Raw genomic sequence first — 16,281 nt, 5'->3', positions numbered from 1 at the left:
CACTATGGTGCCGGCAAAATCGACACCCCAACCGACATCTAAGACTTGCATATATCGGAGTACGACATGGCCGGCCACAGCATCCCCCATTTCCAGAACGACGGCGGGCACCGGGTCATCGAGATCGGCGTCAAGGAATTCATGTGCACGGGCGCTTCCGTTCCGTTCGATCACCCTCACATCTTCGTCGACATGGGCGACGAGAACGAGAAGGTCTGTTCCTACTGCTCGACACTCTACCGCTACAACCCTTCCCTGAAAGCGACGGAAACGATCCCTCCGGGCTGCCTCTTCACGACCAAAGCCGCCTGACCCACGCAGGCGACGGCACGATATCCATGCAAAAGGCTGATCCGGTTGCGATCGTCGGCGCCGGCATCGCCGGTCTGACGGCCGCGCTTTGCCTCGCCCGACGGGGATTCCGGACGGATATCTTCGAGCAGGCCGGCGCGTTGGAGGAAGTCGGCGCCGGGCTGCAGCTATCGCCGAATGCATCGCGAATACTCATCGAACTCGGGTTGCTGCCCGCACTCGAAACCGTCTGGGACGAACCCGAGGCGATCTCGCTCACGGACGGCCGCTCGCTGCGGCAGCTTGCGAGCGTGCCTGCAGGCGGGCACGCCCGCAAGCGCTGGGGCGCGCCCTATGGCGTCCTGCATCGCGCCAGCTTGCAAAGGATCCTGCTGGATGCCGTTCGGTCTGAGCCACTTTGCCGCCTCCATCTGGGAAGCCGCATCGGCGACGATCCGCGAGCGGCCATCTTCGAGGCGAGCAATCGAGCGCCGGCGGCGATCATCGGCGCGGACGGGATCTGGTCGCGGACACGCTCCTCCCTCCCGGGCGCCGGCACAGTCCGTTTTTCCGGCATCGTCGCCTGGCGCTTCACACTGCCTCGCATCCAGGCGGCTGCCTGCCTGTCGCATGATCGCGTCACCGCCTTCCTCTCGCCGAAAGCCCATCTCGTCGCCTATCCGATCCGGAAGATCAACGGCTTCAACCTCGTTGCGATCGTTGCCGGGGGGGCATCGGGTGAAACCTGGGCGATGGGCGAATCCGCAGAGCGCCGGCGCGAGTTCGAAGCGGCTTTCGAGGATTGGCATCCGGACCTGCGTTCGCTGCTCGGTCACGCCGCCTCGGCAACCTACTGGCCGCTCTGCACGGTGGCGGACGGGGCCTGGCACAATGGGCGCGACACCATTCTCATCGGCGATGCCGCCCATGCCATGACGCCATTCGCAGCCCAGGGCGCGGCTATGGCCATCGAGGACGCCCGTGAACTCGCCCGCTGCATGGCCGAAAATCCGGACCTTCCCTCGGCCTTTGCGCGGTATGAAGACCTACGTCGGACGCGGATCGGACGCGTTCGCAAACGCGCCGCCTTCAACAGCTTTGCCTACCACGCCGCAGGCCCGGTGCGGATCGCGCGCGACCTCGTTCTTTCTTTCAGAAAGCCCGAGGCGCTCGCAGCCGACTTCGACTGGCTTTACGGCTACGGCGCTCAGGAATGACGAGAGCATATCCGCTTTTCTCCGATTCCGCGGAGATGCTCTGACACGTATTTTGCCGCACGTCCGGACGGAAAGCCGTTTCGCGCTTTCCCGGAAATGCTCAGGAGAAGCGCCTTGCCGTTTCCCCTGAGCTTGGCTCACTCGGCCGCATTTGACGCAGCGAGGCCCGCCTCGATATCGCGGCGCAGGTCCGGCACGTCCTCAAGCCCGATCTGCAGCCGGATGACCGGCCCTTCCGCAGGTGCCTTCGCGACCTTGCGATCGGAGAGGTTCACATGGACGGCGAGGCTCTCGAAGCCGCCCCAGGAATAGCCGAGCCCGAAGATCGTCAGCGCATCCAGGAAGGCATGCGCCTTTGCCTTGCTCTCTTCGGGCGCGGCCTTGAGCACGAAGGAGAATATTCCGCTCGCACCCCCGAAGTCGCGCTTCCACAAGTCATGTCCCGGAAAGCTCGGCAGCGCCGGATGCAGCACGCGCGCCACTTCCTCGCGCCCCTCGAGCCATTCGGCGATGGCAAGCGCGCTTGCCTGGTGACGCTCCAGGCGAACGCCCATCGTGCGCAGGCCGCGCAGGATCTGATAGCTGTCGTCCGGCGAAACGCAAACGCCCAGCGTGACCATCGCTTCGCTGAGTGCCGGCCAATGGGCCGCATTGGCGGATACGGTTCCGAGGAGAACGTCCGAGTGGCCGGAGGGGTACTTGGTCGCCGCATGGATCGAAACGTCCACGCCGTGGTCGAGGGGACGGAAATACACCGGCGTCGCCCAGGTGTTGTCCATGGTCACGATGCAGCCGTGCCTGTGCGCCGCGGCCGCGATTGCCGGAATATCCTGCATCTCGAACGTGTTCGAACCCGGTGCTTCCGTATGAACCAGCCGCGTGTTCGGCCTGATCAGGCTTTCGATGCCCGCGCCGATCGTCGGGTCATAATATTCGACGGTGACGCCGAGCCTCGAAAGCATCGTGTCGCAGAAGTGGCGGGTGGGAAAATAGACCGAATCAACAATAAGCACATGATCGCCCGAGGAGAGATAGGCGAGGAACGGCACCGTGACCGCGGCGAGCCCGGATGGAACGAGGATCGTGCCGGCCGCGCCCTCCAGCTCGTTTATCGCCTCGCAGAGCGCGTCGGTGGTCGGCGTACCACGCGTCCCGTAGGTATATTTCTGCGCCCGCGTCTCCATCGTCCTCGCGTTCGGGAAGAGTACGGTGGAGGCGTGAACCACCGGCGGGTTCACGAAGCCATGGAAGTCGGAGGGATTGTTGCCGGTATGCGCGAGTCGGGTATTGATACCCTGCTCCGCTCGCGCGTTCGTCTTGTCTGCCATTGAAACATCCGCCGTTGATTATCGCTGCCGACTCATCGAACGGGCTACCGGCCGGGTCAAGGAAAAATTCGAACCTGACGCCTGAGAATCGCAAAAGGAGGCGCAACTGGCGGTTTTTTGCTCATGACGGGCAATTCTACCGTGAAACCTGCCTAAACTTCTGGCGAGCCTCACGTTTTTCACATGGAAGATCATAAAATCGGCGTCGTCTCTTGACCCTTCCAGATTTTGAGCATGTGATAGATTGCACTCACGCCAGGAGGGTGGCTGAGGCTGCACGCGCCAAGAGAGCGCAACCGTGCAGACGGGAACAAACGACAACCGAAAAGGTTCAAAAAAATGGCAAGAAGAATTCTGACAGCTCTCGTTGGCGCTGCTGTCATGGGGATTGGCACACATGCGGCTTCGGCTGCGACCCTTGATGACGTAAAGGCCAAGGGCTTTGTCCAGTGCGGCGTGAATACGGGCCTCGCCGGTTTCGCAGCCCCTGACGCCTCCGGCAATTGGAGCGGCTTCGACGTCGACTACTGCAAGGCCATTGCAGCCGCGATCTTCGGCGACGGCAACAAGGTCAAGTATACGCCGCTCTCCGCCAAGGAACGCTTTCCGGCGCTGCAGTCCGGCGAAGTGGACGTACTCGCACGCAACACGACCTGGTCGATCAACCGCGACACGGCGCTTGGCTTCAATTTCCGTCCGGTCAACTACTACGACGGCCAGGGCTTCATGGTCCGCAAGGAACTCGACGTGAAGTCCGCCCTCGAGCTCTCGGGCGCCGCCGTCTGTGTTCAGACCGGCACGACGACCGAACTCAACCTCGCCGACTACTTCAAGTCGAACAATCTGCAGTACAATCCGGTTGTGTTCGAGAAACTCGAGGAAGTGAACGCCGCCTACGACGCTGGCCGTTGCGATGTCTATACGACCGATCAATCCGGCCTCTATTCGCTGCGCCTTACCCTCTCGAAGCCTGACGATCATATCGTTCTGCCGGAGATCATTTCGAAAGAGCCACTCGCACCGGCGGTCCGCCAGGGTGACGACCAGTGGTTCGACATCGTCAGCTGGGTCCATTATGCCCTGATCCAGGCCGAGGAATTCGGCGTCACCCAAGCCAATGTCGAGGAAATGAAGAAGTCGGCGAATCCCGACGTTCAGCGCTTCCTGGGCGTCGAGGCCGACAGCAAGATCGGCACCGACCTCGGCCTCACCAACGAGTGGGCCGTCGACATCGTCAAGGCAGTCGGAAACTATGGCGAAGTGTTCGACCGCAACATCGGCGCAAACAGCCCGCTGAAGATCGAGCGCGGGCTGAACGCGCTCTGGACCAAGGGCGGCCTCCAATACGCACCGCCGGTCCGCTAATCGGACGCGACGCCGGGGGAACGGCCGCGGCCGCTCCCCCGGCCAATGATAAAAACCCGATAAGGGAACACCCGAATGGGTGGAATTGGGGAAAGAGGCATTGCATGGCCATTGGCGTCACCAACGCGCCTGAACGAAGCAAGTCCTCAGGATCGATCATCAACGATCCTCAGGTACGCGGGATATTTTATCAGGCAATCACCGTCATCATTCTCGCAGCGCTTATCTATTGGATCGTCGACAACACCGTCGACAACCTGAGGCGTGCGAATATTGCATCCGGCTATGACTTCGTGAGGAGCCGCGCCGGCTTCGATGTCGGACAGTCGCTGATTTCATTTAGCAGCGACTCCACATACGGCCGAGCCTTGCTGGTCGGTTTCATCAATACATTGCTCGTTGCAATTACCGGCATCATCACGGCGACGATCATCGGCTTCATCGTCGGTATCGGGCGTCTTTCGCACAACTGGATCATAGCCAAGCTCTCGCTGGCCTATGTCGAGGTATTCCGCAACATCCCGCCGCTGCTCGTCATATTCTTCTGGTACAGCGGAGTGCTGTCGATATTGCCGCAGGCACGGGACGCGCTTGCCCTGCCCCTGAATATCTTCCTGAGCAATCGCGGCGTCGCCTTCCCGAGACCGATCGCAGGAGAGGGTGCAGAATACACGCTCCTTGCGTTTGTTATCGCCATCGCCGCAAGTGTCTTCTTCGCCCGTTACGCACGCCGGCGTCAGCAGGCGACCGGCGAGCGCCTTCCCGTTCTTTGGACCGTGCTCGGACTGATCATCGGTCTGCCGCTGGTCACCTTTTTCGTGACCGGCGCGCCGATCACCTTCGACATTCCCGTGGCGGGCAAGTTCAACCTCACGGGCGGCTCGGTGGTTGGGCCGGAGTTCATGTCGCTGTTCCTCGCGCTTTCCTTCTACACGGCAGCCTTCATCGCCGAGATCGTCCGGGCGGGCATCCGCGGCGTTTCCAAGGGACAGACGGAGGCGGCCCATGCCCTCGGCATACGCCCGGCGCTGACGACGCGCCTGGTGGTCGTGCCGCAGGCGATGCGCATCATCATTCCGCCGCTGACCAGCCAGTATCTCAACCTCACCAAGAACTCCTCGCTGGCGGTCGCCATCGGCTATGCCGACCTCGTTGCCGTCGGTGGAACAATCCTCAACCAGACCGGACAGTCGATCGAAATCGTAAGCATCTGGCTCATCGTCTATCTCAGCCTGAGCCTGGCGACGTCGCTGTTCATGAACTGGTACAACGCCCGAATGGCGCTGGTGGAGAGGTGAGATCATGACTACGCAAGCCTCTTTCGTTCGCGCTTCGATGATCGAAGCTTCGCCGGCCCCCTCGCTTGAAAGCGGCGCCGTCTCATGGCTGCGGAAAAATCTGTTCGCCACGCCTAAGGATACTGTCCTGACGATCGTCAGCCTGCTGATTCTGGCATCGCTGGTGCCACCCGCAATTCAGTGGCTCTTCATCGATGCCGCCTGGAGCGGTGGGGGTCGCGGCGTCTGCGCCACGCTGTCGCAAGGCGGCTCGCAGCCGGAAGGCTGGAGCGGGGCCTGCTGGGCCTTCGTCAATGCGAAATTCGCGCAGTTCCTGTTCGGCCGCTATCCGCTCGACGAGCGCTGGCGTCCGGCGCTTGTCGGCATCCTCTTCGTGTTGCTCCTGGTGCCGATGCTTATACCCAGGATCCCCTACAAGGGATTGAATGCGCTGCTGCTGCTGGGCGCCCTGCCTGTCGTCGCGGCGATCCTGCTGCCTGGCGGCTGGTTCGGCCTCACCTATGTCGAGACGCCGCTCTGGGGCGGCCTGATGGTCACCCTGGTCCTTTCATTCGTCGGAATCGCAGTTTCGCTGCCGCTCGGCATTTTGCTGGCGCTCGGACGCCGGTCGAACATGCCGGTGATCAAGATGCTCTGCACCGTCTTCATCGAAGTCATCCGCGGTGTTCCGTTGATCACGGTGCTCTTCATGGCCAGCGTCATGCTGCCGTTGTTTCTGCCGCAGGGCGTCACCTTCGACAAGTTCCTGCGCGCCCTGATAGGCGTGTCGCTCTTCGCCTCCGCCTATATGGCGGAAGTGGTTCGCGGCGGCCTGCAGGCAATCCCGAAGGGCCAGTATGAGGGCGCCGATTCGCTGGGGCTCAGCTATTGGCAGAAGATGGGTTTCATCGTCCTGCCACAGGCCCTGAAGCTGGTGATCCCCGGCATCGTCAACACGTTCATCGGTCTGTTCAAAGACACATCGCTCGTATCGATCATCGGCATGTTCGACCTGCTCGGCATCGTTCGCCTGAACTTCAGCGATACGAACTGGGCCAGCGCCGTCACGCCTCTGACCGGTCTTATCTTTGCGGGCTTCGTCTTTTGGCTTTTCTGCTTCGGCATGTCGCGCTATTCAGGCTTCATGGAACGCCTGCTCGACAGAAGCCAGCGGTAAAAAGGGGGAACAAGAAAATGGCAAATACCGCCACTGCATCGAAATTGGCCGTGTCGACGACGGATGTCGCGATCGAAATCACCAACATGAACAAATGGTACGGCGATTTCCACGTGCTGCGCGACATCAACCTCAGGGTGATGCGCGGCGAGCGCATCGTTGTCGCCGGTCCGTCGGGCTCCGGCAAATCGACGATGATTCGCTGCATCAACCGGCTCGAGGAGCATCAGAAGGGCAAGATCGTCGTCGACGGCATAGAACTCACCAACGACCTGAAGAAGATCGACGAAGTGCGGCGGGAAGTCGGCATGGTATTCCAGCACTTCAACCTCTTCCCGCATCTCACTATCTTGGAAAACTGCACGCTGGCGCCGATCTGGGTGCGCAAGATGCCTAAAAAGGAAGCCGAGGAAGTCGCGATGCACTTCCTGGAGCGCGTCAAGATTCCCGAGCAGGCACACAAATACCCGGGCCAGCTTTCAGGCGGTCAGCAGCAGCGCGTCGCGATCGCCCGCTCGCTTTGCATGCGTCCGAAGATCCTGCTCTTCGACGAGCCGACCTCGGCCCTCGACCCGGAAATGGTCAAGGAGGTGCTCGACACCATGGTCAGCCTGGCCGAAGAAGGTATGACCATGATCTGCGTCACCCATGAAATGGGCTTCGCGCGCCAGGTCGCCAACCGGGTGATCTTCATGGATCAGGGGCAGATCGTCGAACAGAACTCGCCCGCCGAATTCTTCGACAATCCGCAGCACGAGCGGACCAAGCTGTTCCTCAGCCAGATCCTGCACTGATCCGGCAACAGCTCGATTTGACGGCGGCCCGCTTTCATTGGCGGGCCGTTTTTCGTTTGAGCTCCGGCCAGGACCTCTTGGTCCCTCCAGTTTCAGTGCTGAAAACGGAGAGTCGTTTTGTCCTGGAGGATGAGCGATAAGGTCGACGGGCTACAAGGAACGCCCGACCATACCAGATCAAACTGAGACAACTAGGCTATCGTCCCGTCTGCCGGCTCGATGACACCGTGTTGATAGCAGTTGGAAAGCGGGAACAGGGCGCCACCAACATAAAGCAAAGCGCGCCTTTCGGCGCGCCCTACATCTTTCAGCCTGCCTATTGTCCGGGCGTCAGCCGACGAATGCGCGTTCGATGACGAACTCGGCCGGCTTGTTGTTGGCGCCTTCCGTCAGGCCCGCGGCTTCGAGGATCTCCTTGGTATCCTTCAGCATGGCGGTGGAGCCGCAGATCATGCCGCGGTCGACCGCGGGATCTAGCGCCGGAAGGCCGAGATCGGCAAAAAACTTGCCATTCTTCATCAGGTCGGTGATCCGGCCCTTGAAGGGATATTCCTCACGCGTCACCGTCGCGTAGTGCCGGAGCTTATCGCCGACGATCTCGTTCAGGAACTCGTGATTGCGGATTTCTTCGATAAGGTCGAAACCGTATTTCAACTCGGCCACGTCGCGGCAGGTATGGGTGAGGATGACCTCCTCGAACTTCTCGAAAGTCTCCGGATCGCGGATGAGGCTCGCAAAGGGCGCAATGCCCGTGCCGGTCGAGAACATATAGAGTCTGCGACCGGGAACGAGCGCATCCAGCACCAGCGTGCCCGTCGGCTTCTTGCGCATCAGCACCTGGTCGCCGGGCTTGATCCCCTGCAGATGCGACGTCAGCGGCCCATCGGGGACTTTGATCGAAAAGAATTCCAGTTCCTCGTCCCAGGCCGGGCTCGCGATCGAATAGGCGCGATAAACGGGCTTATCGCCAACCATCAGGCCGATCATCGCAAATTCGCCGGAGCGGAATCGGAACTCCTGCGGGCGAGTCATGCGGAAGCGGAAGAGCCGGTCGGTGTAGTGTTCGACGCTCGTCACCGTTTCGACGAAGACACCTGCCGGTGCCTGTACCGCGAAATCTTCTTTTTTTGCCGGAGCATTCATCGTGACCACAGTCCTGTAAATGGTGACGCTGTTTATCAACTACAAGCGGATATTCCAACCCACGCCGAATTGGAAGGAAATCCCTTCCAAATATAGTCGCTTTCGAGGATTTCGGCTTGCTTCACACTGTCGCGGCGCGCGTCTCTCAAGAGACGCGACGCCAGCTGTACGAATTGACGTTGGCGGACGGCTTCGCCGTCGGCTGATAGTGATTGGAAATGCCCGGCAGCCGCCCTTCCGAAAGCCGCTTGACCGCCGTCGCGTTGGTTACGGCGAAGCTGTCGACGCCACAACGCAGCATCAGCGGGATCTGATCGATGAGCACGTCGCCGACGGCGCGGATTTCGCCCTTGTAGCCGAGCCGCGAGCGCAGCAGCGAAGCGTGGCTGAAGGAACGGCCGTCGCTGAAAGCGGGAAACGCGACCGCCACCAAAGCGATCCGGTCAAGATAGGGCTGAAGCCGCGTCACGTCATCGGCGGGGTTGATCAGAACGCCAAGCTCCGAGGCATCGCTCTCAGCGACCGCAGTCAGAAAGCCGTCGATGCCCAGGATCGCCTTCTCGTTCGATCCCGCCTTTGTCTCGTCGGTTTCGATGATCCAGGGATCATCGTTCACGAAGCCGGCTTCATTCCAGATTTTCGTCATCTTTTATTACCCTTAACTCACGCGGCTGCCTGGGCACCGCCGCCATAGAGCGCGTCCTTGAAAGGCTGCGGCCCTACCCGGCGATAGGCTTCGAGAAAGGTTTCCGTCTTGTCCCGACGCAGACCGAGATAGGTATCGACGATCGTCTCGACGGCGTCGGTCACCTTCTCCGGCTCGAAGCCGCGGCCGATGATCTCGCCGATCGAAGTATGTTCGTCGCCGGAGCCGCCGAGCGTGATCTGGTAGAGTTCCTCGCCCTTCTTTTCAACGCCAAGAAGACCGATATGTCCGACGTGATGATGCCCGCAGGCATTGATGCAGCCGGAGATCTTGATCTTGAGCTCGCCGATTTCGGCCTGCCGCTCGGGCGAGCCGAAACGGCTCGAAATTTCCTGAGCGACCGGGATCGAGCGCGCATTGGCAAGCGCGCAGTAGTCGAGCCCCGGACAGGCAATGATGTCGGTGATCAGCCCCGCATTGGCGGTGGCGAGGCCGGCAGCGACCAGGGCCCGATAGACTGGCTCGAGGTCGGCCAGTGCCACGTGTGGCAGGATCAGGTTCTGCTCGTGGCTGACACGAATCTCGTCGAAGGCGTATTCCTCCGCGATATCGGCGACCGCATCCATCTGCTCGTGGCTCGCATCGCCGGGAATGCCGCCGATCGGCTTCAGCGAGATCGTCACCATGCCGTAATCGGGATGCTTATGCGACTGAACGTTCTGGTGCACCCACCGCGCAAATTCCGGGTCGGCTTTCTTCCAGCGGGCAAGACTACCCCAGCCCTCCGGGCGGTTCGGCAGCATCGCGGGCGCGAAATATGCAGCAATCGCCTGGATATCCGTATCCGGCAGCTTCAGTTCCGTGTCCTTCAGGTTGGCGAACTCCGCCTCCACCTGACGGGCGAGCTCCTCAGCACCGGTCTCGTGAACCAGGATCTTGATGCGGGCCTTGTACTTGTTGTCACGGCGGCCATGGAGGTTGTAAACGCGCATGATCGCTGTCGTATAAGAGAGCAGGTCCTCTTCCGGCAGGAAGTCGCGGATCTTCTTGGCAATCATCGGCGTGCGGCCCTGACCGCCGCCGACATAGACGGCAAAGCCGAGCTTGCCATTCTCATCCTTCTTCAGATGCAGGCCGATGTCGTGCACCTGAATGGCGGCGCGATCTCGCTCTGCTCCCGTCACGGCGATCTTGAACTTGCGCGGCAGGAACGAGAACTCCGGGTGGACGCTCGACCATTGCCTGAGGATTTCGGCATAGGGGCGCGGGTCGGCAACCTCGTCAGCCGCGGCACCGGCGAAATGGTCCGCCGTAACGTTGCGAATGCAATTACCGGAGGTCTGCAGCGCATGCATTTCGACGCTTGCCAGCTCCTGAAGGATATCAGGCGTATCCGAAAGCCGGGGCCAGTTGTACTGGATGTTCTGACGGGTGGTGAAATGTCCGTAGCCGCGATCATATTTGCGGGCAATATGGGCAAGCATCCGCATCTGGCGGCTCGATAGCGTGCCATAGGGAATGGCGACGCGGAGCATATATGCATGGAGCTGCAGATAGACGCCGTTCATCAGGCGCAGCGGCTTGAACGCGTCCTCCGCAAGTTCGCCGGACAGCCGCCGCTGGACCTGGTCGCGGAACTGCTCGACGCGTGCGGAAACGAAGGCGTGATCGAATTCGTCGTAACGGTACATGGCTTTTCAGGTCCTCAGGCAGCAACATTCTTCGGGCCGGCGAGCCCATTATATCCCGGCGCGTAGGGGATCGACGGTCCCTCGGCGCGTATCCGTTCGCGCATGCGCAACGGCCGCAGCGCACCGTCGACTTCCTCGACGTCGATAACGTTCACGTCTACCACTTTATTCTCGTCGAACGAGCGCTTTCCGGTCGCCTCCAGAGCCGCAACGGCCTCCGCATGGCGAGCGACGAAGGCATCCTGCAACGACTCCACCCAATTACCGGAAGCGTCGAGCCAAACGGATATGCCATCCGCCAGACGGTTTGCCGTCAGAACCTTTTCCACCATCGCGTCGTCCTCAATTCCAAATCTGTTCGGTGCGTTTCGCTGAAGCCTTGCCGGCACCGCCAATCCTGATGCGGCCGGCCGCCAGCGGCTCGGACCGTTCGAAATTCGCGCCCGCAACCGCTTCGCCGATGATCACCATGACCGGCCCGTCGAGTTCCGTCCGTGTCTCGAGATCCGGCAGATCACGCAGGGTTCCGTGCAGCAGACGGCGCTCGGCACGGCTCGCATTCTCTACGACGGCAACGGTCGTGTCCTGCGGCAGACCTGCCTGCATCAGCCGCGAGGCGACGGAGGCGGCAACGGAGCGTCCCATATAGACCGCAATCGTCGCGCCGGAAACGGCCAGTCGCGCCCAATCGGGAAGGACGCTGCCGGTCAGATCGTGCCCGGTCGTAAAAACCAGCGACGACGCCACGCCACGGAGCGTCAGCGGCAACTCGAAATCGGCGGCAGCGGCAAAAGCAGATGTGATCCCGGGCACCACCTCATAGCTGATACCGGCTTCGCGCAGTGCCGCCATTTCCTCGCCCGCCCGACCGTAGACCAGAGGATCGCCGGATTTCAGCCGCACCACACGCTTGCCTTCGCTAGCGAGCTTCACAAGCAATTGATTAATCTCGTCCTGCGACTTGGTATGGCAGCCCTTGCGTTTGCCGACCGAAAGCCGCTCGGCGTCGCGGCGACCCATGTCTACGATAGCCTGCGGGACCAGCGCATCGTAAACGATCGCATCCGCTTCCATCATCACGCGCTGCGCCCGGAGCGTCAGCAGGTCTTCGGCGCCCGGTCCGGCTCCGACCAGCCAGACATGCCCCGCGACGCCACCTGCGGCATCCAGCAGCTTCGAGGCCTCGCTGCGTGCGGATGCGAGGTCGCCGAGAGCGACGTGATCCGCCACCGGACCGGAAAAGAAGCGCCGCCAGAAGACACGACGTGCGACGCCGCGCGGCACGAGACGGTCGACGGCGTCGCGATAGCTCGCCGCCAGGGAGGCAACGATGCCCAGGGACGGCGACAGCAGCTGATCGATCTGCGCCCGGATCATCTGCGCGAGAACCGGGCCTGCACCTTCGGTGCCGATCGCAACCGCGACGGGTGCACGGTTGACGAGTGCCGGCGTCAGGAAATCGCAATAATCCGGCTGATCCACGGCATTCGCAGGAATTTTCCGCTCGCGCGCCGCAGTCACGATAAGGCGGTCAAAAGCCGCGTCGCCCGTGGCGGCAAAGACGAGAACCGCGCCTTCGACCTGGCGAGCCTCGAAGGGCTCGCGCACGGTCTCGATAGTGTTGGTTTCCAGGAAAGCCGCGAAGGCCGGTTCCGGCCGATGCGCATAGGCCACGATGCGCGCTTCGGTGTTTAGCAGGAGCCGCACCTTGGCGAAGGCTTCGTCCCCATTGCCGAACACCGCCACGCTTTTCTGCGCGACGCGAAAGAACGCCGGAAAGACAGACAATTTCTGCGACATAACGAGGCAGCGGCTCCTTTTGCAGGCTGCGGCGAATATCCCCTATAGGCCGCAACAATTGAAGGAACAGAAATTTCAATGCTTTTCCGCCTACGTATTGTTTTGCTCGACAGCCAATCTTTTTGAGCAAATATCTCCGGAGCTCCAGGTCACCCGGAGGGTCGGCCATTGCACAGGCCGGCAGACCTCCGTTAAATGCGGTTCAAAGCGGGAGACCGAGACATGAAACAATCCGAATTGGCAGAACGCCTCCTTGCCGTCATCGAAGAGGACATCCTGCCGCTCACCGAAAAGGGCGTGGCGGACGGCAACAAGGTGTTCGGGGCCGCAATCCTGCGCAAGTCCGACCTGTCGCTGGTGCTGGCCGAGACCAATAACGAGACTGAGAACCCACTGTGGCATGGCGAGGTGCATACGCTCAAGCGCTTCTACGAGATGGCCGAGACGCCGGACACGCGCGAGCTCATCTTCCTGTCGACGCACGAGCCCTGCTCCATGTGCCTCTCGGCGATCACCTGGGCCGGCTTCGACAACTTCTACTATTTCTTCAGCCACGAGGATTCGCGCGACAGCTTCGCTATCCCGCATGATCTGAAAATCCTGAAGGAGGTCTTCCGCCTGGAACCGGGCGGTTATGCCCGGCAGAATGCATTCTGGAAATCGGCCTCCATCGCGGCACTGATGCAGGACGCCGATCCGGGAACGCGGGAGCGGCTCACCGGCCAGGATGCCCGCATCCGGGCACGATACGACCGCCTGTCCGATACCTACCAGGCGAGCAAAGACAGCAACGCCATACCGCTGAATTGAACCATGGAAGCTTCCCGCGACATTCAGCGCCTGCTCGACATCATGGCCGCGCTCCGCCATCCGGAGACGGGCTGCCCCTGGGATATCGTGCAGACATTCGAGACGATCCGTCCTTACACCATCGAGGAGGCCTATGAGGTCGCCGACGCGATCGAGCGTCACAATATGGACGACCTGTGCGACGAACTCGGCGACCTTTTGCTGCAGGTGGTATTTCACGCGCGCATGGCCGAGGAGGCCGGCGAGTTCTCGTTCGGAGACGTCGTCGAAGCCATCACGCGCAAGATGATCCGCCGCCATCCGCATGTCTTCGCCCGCTCCGATGCCGACACCGCCGAGGCGGTCAAGCTGCAATGGGAAGAGATCAAGCAGGCCGAGAAGGCCGACCGCCGGCAGCGGCGCCTGCGGCGCGGCTTGCCGCAGGAGGAAGACGCGGGTCATCTCGGCTCGATCCAGCGCAGCTTTCCGGCGCTGGTCGAGGCACTGAAGCTGCAGGAACGGGCCGCAAAGGTCGGCTTCGACTGGTCCGAACCGGAGCCGATCCTCGACAAGGTCGAGGAGGAAATCGGCGAGTTGCGGCAGGCCCTGAAAGACGGTGCCCGGGGAAAGGTCGCGGATGAGCTCGGCGACCTGATCTTCGCGCTCGTCAATATCGGCCGCCATGTCGGCACCGATCCGGAAATGGCGCTGCGCGGCACCAACACCAAATTCCGGCGCCGTTTCGGCCACATCGAGAAGGAACTGGAAGCCGGAGGCGAAACGCTCGATGCCGCATCGCTGGAGCGCATGGAAGAACTCTGGCAGGCCGCGAAAGCCATCGAAAGGCAGCTGACGTAAGCTTGTGGCGTTACCCGCTGCGTCTCTATACTACTCCTCACTCCTGTGCCCGCCATAGGAATACAGCCAGCGCAACGCTTCCGCGCCACAGACGCGGCGCTGCTGGATCCCTGTGACGGAACAGGGATGAGGAGTCCACTCTCATAACCTGTGCGGAAAGTCAGGAGATGGCGCAGCGGTCCTGGCTGTTACCAGTCCTCTTCGACGGCCTTCGGGCCGTTGCCGAGCCGCCTCTCGAGTTCGGCGGCCTCTCCTTCGGTCAGACGCAGGTCCAGGCTGACGCGTCCGTCCTCGAGGTCTTCGCGGCCATCGACCAGCGCATGCTGGTAGATCCAAGGCAGCAACTGCAGCTGATCAAGGCCCAGAACGACAGTGCATTCGGTCATGACGCCCGAAAGACGTCGACCGATTTCAGAGAGAAGTTCGTCAACGCCTTCGCCGGTCATGGCGGAAACGGCCACCGTGTTGTCGGCGCCCGCAGCCTTCTTCACCAGCGCTTCGCGCACTTCCGGTTCGACCTTGTCGATCTTGTTCCAGACTTCGACAAGGCGCTCGGCCCCTTCCTTCTCGTCGATGCCGAGATCGGCCAGGATGCGCAGCACGTCGCTTGCCTGGGCCTGATTGTCCGGATCGGACAGATCGCGTACATGCAGGATCAGGTCGGCCTCGAGCACCTCTTCAAGCGTCGCCCGGAAAGCGGCGACGAGATGGGTCGGCAGGTCGGAAATGAAGCCGACGGTGTCGGATAGGATGACCATGCGTCCGTGCGGCAGCTTCAGCCGCCGCAGCGTGGGGTCGAGCGTCGCGAAGAGCATATCCTCGGCGAGCACGCCGGCCCCCGTCATCCGGTTGAAAAGCGTCGACTTGCCCGCATTCGTGTAGCCGACGAGTGCGACGATCGGATGCGGGACCTTCTTGCGCTTCGAACGGTGAAGCTGGCGCGTGCGGCGCACCTGCTCCAACTCGCGTTCCAGCTTGACGATCCTCTCCTGCAGCAACCGGCGGTCGGCTTCGATCTGCGTTTCGCCGGGCCCGCCCATGAAACCCGCGCCGCCGCGCTGCCGCTCCAGGTGGGTCCAGCTGCGTACCAGGCGGCCCCTCTGATAATTGAGATGTGCGAGATCGACCTGCAGCGTGCCCTCCCTGGTGGAGGCGCGCCGGCCGAAGATTTCGAGAATGAGGCCGGTGCGGTCGATGACCTTGGCGTTCCATTCCCTCTCGAGATTGCGCTGCTGGACAGGCGTCAGCGGGTGGTCGACGATCACCAGCCCCGCATCCTTCTCGCTCAGAACGTGACCGATCTCTTCGATTTTGCCGGTGCCGAGCAGGGTCCCGGGCTTCGGCTGGGCGACTGGAACGATCATGCCGTGCACGACGTCGAGATCGATTGCGAGCGCCAGGCCCGTCGCCTCCTCCAGTCGGCTTTCATCCGAGCGCGTGGCTGGCTGCACGCCGATATCGGCAGATGCCTTCCCGGTCTTTTTCAGGACCGGAACGACCACGACGGCACGCGAATCATCGCGGAGCTTCTCGAGTTCCGGAATGATCGACGACGATTTCGAATCACGCTTGGTAATGTTCCTCACGTCCCGTCAGGAGGCAGCTTCCTCATTCTCGAACATCTGCAGCGGCTGACCCGGCATGATCGTCGAGATGGCGTGCTTGTAGACGAGCTGAGAATGACCGTCGCGGCGCAACAGCACACAGAAATTGTCAAACGATGTTACGACACCCGTCAACTTGACGCCGTTGATGAGGAAAATGGTCAAAGAAATCTTTTGCTTGCGGACCGTGTTGAGAAAGAGATCCTGCAAGTTTTGAGAACGTTCCGCCATCGCGCCGCTTCTTTCTTATTTGCCGGCGTTCTTGCGCCGGTACATTTTGTTAATTTTTTAAGGTGTCAAG

The 16,281-nt window shown here is 61.4% G+C and carries 16 protein-coding genes; 8 read left to right on the top strand and 8 right to left on the bottom strand.

Annotated features, from left to right (window positions below):
• Positions 1 to 66 precede the first annotated feature (66 nt).
• Entirely contained in the window at positions 67 to 312 is a 246-nt protein-coding gene (locus tag SINAR_RS0117360) for a zinc-finger domain-containing protein (protein ID WP_003535025.1), read from the top strand.
• A gap of 26 nt (positions 313 to 338) precedes the next feature.
• Positions 339 to 1,508: an FAD-dependent monooxygenase gene (locus SINAR_RS0117355; protein WP_028000260.1), complete on the top strand. Its 1,170-nt coding sequence runs from the start codon at positions 339 to 341 to the stop codon at positions 1,506 to 1,508.
• A 137-nt stretch (positions 1,509 to 1,645) separates the two neighbouring features.
• Here SINAR_RS0117355 and SINAR_RS0117350 read toward each other — a convergent pair whose 3' ends face one another.
• Complete coding sequence (locus SINAR_RS0117350; RefSeq protein WP_028000259.1) at positions 1,646 to 2,836, bottom strand: cystathionine beta-lyase; 1,191 nt, start codon at positions 2,834 to 2,836, stop codon at positions 1,646 to 1,648.
• Between the two features lie 339 nt (positions 2,837 to 3,175).
• Between SINAR_RS0117350 and SINAR_RS0117345 the strand changes: the two genes are divergently transcribed.
• From SINAR_RS0117345 to SINAR_RS0117330, 4 genes are all read left to right on the top strand, one after another.
• A complete protein-coding gene (locus SINAR_RS0117345) occupies positions 3,176 to 4,201 on the top strand; it encodes an amino acid ABC transporter substrate-binding protein (RefSeq protein WP_028000258.1) in 1,026 nt (341 codons plus the stop codon).
• 104 nt (positions 4,202 to 4,305) lie between these two features.
• Entirely contained in the window at positions 4,306 to 5,499 is a 1,194-nt protein-coding gene (locus SINAR_RS0117340; protein ID WP_028000257.1) for an amino acid ABC transporter permease, read from the top strand.
• 1 nt (position 5,500) lies between these two features.
• Entirely contained in the window at positions 5,501 to 6,655 is a 1,155-nt protein-coding gene (locus tag SINAR_RS0117335) for an amino acid ABC transporter permease (RefSeq protein WP_028000256.1), read from the top strand.
• Between the two features lie 17 nt (positions 6,656 to 6,672).
• Positions 6,673 to 7,449 (top strand): amino acid ABC transporter ATP-binding protein, encoded by a 777-nt coding sequence (locus SINAR_RS0117330; protein WP_028000255.1) that lies wholly within the window; start codon positions 6,673 to 6,675, stop codon positions 7,447 to 7,449.
• Between the two features lie 330 nt (positions 7,450 to 7,779).
• Here the strand turns inward: SINAR_RS0117330 and SINAR_RS0117325 are convergent, their stop codons facing one another.
• The 5 genes from SINAR_RS0117325 to cysG all read right to left on the bottom strand — a co-directional run bounded on the left by SINAR_RS0117325 (position 7,780) and on the right by cysG (position 12,729).
• A complete protein-coding gene (locus tag SINAR_RS0117325) occupies positions 7,780 to 8,592 on the bottom strand; it encodes a ferredoxin--NADP reductase (RefSeq protein ID WP_028000254.1) in 813 nt (270 codons plus the stop codon).
• A gap of 145 nt (positions 8,593 to 8,737) precedes the next feature.
• Positions 8,738 to 9,238, bottom strand: coding sequence for a DUF934 domain-containing protein (locus SINAR_RS0117320; protein WP_028000253.1), 501 nt, complete (start codon positions 9,236 to 9,238; stop codon positions 8,738 to 8,740).
• Between the two features lie 17 nt (positions 9,239 to 9,255).
• On the bottom strand, positions 9,256 to 10,929 hold the full coding sequence (locus tag SINAR_RS0117315) for a nitrite/sulfite reductase (RefSeq protein WP_028000252.1): 1,674 nt from the start codon (positions 10,927 to 10,929) through the stop codon (positions 9,256 to 9,258).
• 14 nt (positions 10,930 to 10,943) lie between these two features.
• Positions 10,944 to 11,261 carry a DUF2849 domain-containing protein gene (locus tag SINAR_RS0117310; RefSeq protein WP_028000251.1) on the bottom strand — a complete coding sequence of 106 codons (318 nt, stop codon included), beginning with the start codon at positions 11,259 to 11,261 and terminating at the stop codon, positions 10,944 to 10,946.
• 10 nt (positions 11,262 to 11,271) lie between these two features.
• A complete protein-coding gene (gene cysG / locus SINAR_RS0117305) occupies positions 11,272 to 12,729 on the bottom strand; it encodes a siroheme synthase CysG (RefSeq protein ID WP_028000250.1) in 1,458 nt (485 codons plus the stop codon).
• A 222-nt stretch (positions 12,730 to 12,951) separates the two neighbouring features.
• Here cysG and SINAR_RS0117300 point away from each other — a divergent pair, with 222 nt between their 5' ends.
• Positions 12,952 to 13,539, top strand: a complete 588-nt coding sequence (locus tag SINAR_RS0117300) for a deaminase (RefSeq protein WP_028000249.1) — start codon at positions 12,952 to 12,954, stop codon at positions 13,537 to 13,539.
• 3 nt (positions 13,540 to 13,542) lie between these two features.
• On the top strand, positions 13,543 to 14,376 hold the full coding sequence (gene mazG, locus SINAR_RS0117295; RefSeq protein WP_028000248.1) for a nucleoside triphosphate pyrophosphohydrolase: 834 nt from the start codon (positions 13,543 to 13,545) through the stop codon (positions 14,374 to 14,376).
• Positions 14,377 to 14,564: 188 nt separating this feature from the next.
• Here mazG and hflX read toward each other — a convergent pair whose 3' ends face one another.
• Both hflX and hfq read right to left on the bottom strand, forming a co-directional pair.
• The gene (gene hflX / locus SINAR_RS0117290; RefSeq protein WP_028000247.1) at positions 14,565 to 15,962 is read right to left on the bottom strand and encodes a GTPase HflX; all 1,398 of its coding nucleotides are present in this window, start codon (positions 15,960 to 15,962) and stop codon (positions 14,565 to 14,567) included.
• A 6-nt stretch (positions 15,963 to 15,968) separates the two neighbouring features.
• Entirely contained in the window at positions 15,969 to 16,211 is a 243-nt protein-coding gene (gene hfq, locus SINAR_RS0117285; protein WP_003535434.1) for an RNA chaperone Hfq, read from the bottom strand.
• Between the last annotated feature and the right edge of the window lie 70 nt (positions 16,212 to 16,281).

This window comes from Sinorhizobium arboris LMG 14919, assembly GCF_000427465.1.
Taxonomy (GTDB): Bacteria; Pseudomonadota; Alphaproteobacteria; order Rhizobiales; family Rhizobiaceae; genus Sinorhizobium; species Sinorhizobium arboris.
This window is presented reverse-complemented; position numbering and strand designations above follow the sequence as displayed.

Excerpts from the sequence above, each read along its gene's own strand:
- SINAR_RS0117360 (WP_003535025.1), top strand. The coding sequence starts at position 67 with ATGGCCGGCCACAGCATCCCCCATTTCCAGAACGACGGCGGGCACCGG.
- SINAR_RS0117355 (WP_028000260.1), top strand. The coding sequence starts at position 339 with ATGCAAAAGGCTGATCCGGTTGCGATCGTCGGCGCCGGCATCGCCGGT.
- SINAR_RS0117350 (WP_028000259.1), bottom strand. The coding sequence starts at position 2,836 with ATGGCAGACAAGACGAACGCGCGAGCGGAGCAGGGTATCAATACCCGA.
- SINAR_RS0117345 (WP_028000258.1), top strand. The coding sequence starts at position 3,176 with ATGGCAAGAAGAATTCTGACAGCTCTCGTTGGCGCTGCTGTCATGGGG.
- SINAR_RS0117340 (WP_028000257.1), top strand. The coding sequence starts at position 4,306 with ATGGCCATTGGCGTCACCAACGCGCCTGAACGAAGCAAGTCCTCAGGA.
- SINAR_RS0117330 (WP_028000255.1), top strand. The coding sequence starts at position 6,673 with ATGGCAAATACCGCCACTGCATCGAAATTGGCCGTGTCGACGACGGAT.
- SINAR_RS0117325 (WP_028000254.1), bottom strand. The coding sequence starts at position 8,592 with ATGAATGCTCCGGCAAAAAAAGAAGATTTCGCGGTACAGGCACCGGCA.
- SINAR_RS0117320 (WP_028000253.1), bottom strand. The coding sequence starts at position 9,238 with ATGACGAAAATCTGGAATGAAGCCGGCTTCGTGAACGATGATCCCTGG.
- SINAR_RS0117315 (WP_028000252.1), bottom strand. The coding sequence starts at position 10,929 with ATGTACCGTTACGACGAATTCGATCACGCCTTCGTTTCCGCACGCGTC.
- SINAR_RS0117310 (WP_028000251.1), bottom strand. The coding sequence starts at position 11,261 with ATGGTGGAAAAGGTTCTGACGGCAAACCGTCTGGCGGATGGCATATCC.
- cysG (WP_028000250.1), bottom strand. The coding sequence starts at position 12,729 with ATGTCGCAGAAATTGTCTGTCTTTCCGGCGTTCTTTCGCGTCGCGCAG.
- SINAR_RS0117300 (WP_028000249.1), top strand. The coding sequence starts at position 12,952 with ATGAAACAATCCGAATTGGCAGAACGCCTCCTTGCCGTCATCGAAGAG.
- mazG (WP_028000248.1), top strand. The coding sequence starts at position 13,543 with ATGGAAGCTTCCCGCGACATTCAGCGCCTGCTCGACATCATGGCCGCG.
- hfq (WP_003535434.1), bottom strand. The coding sequence starts at position 16,211 with ATGGCGGAACGTTCTCAAAACTTGCAGGATCTCTTTCTCAACACGGTC.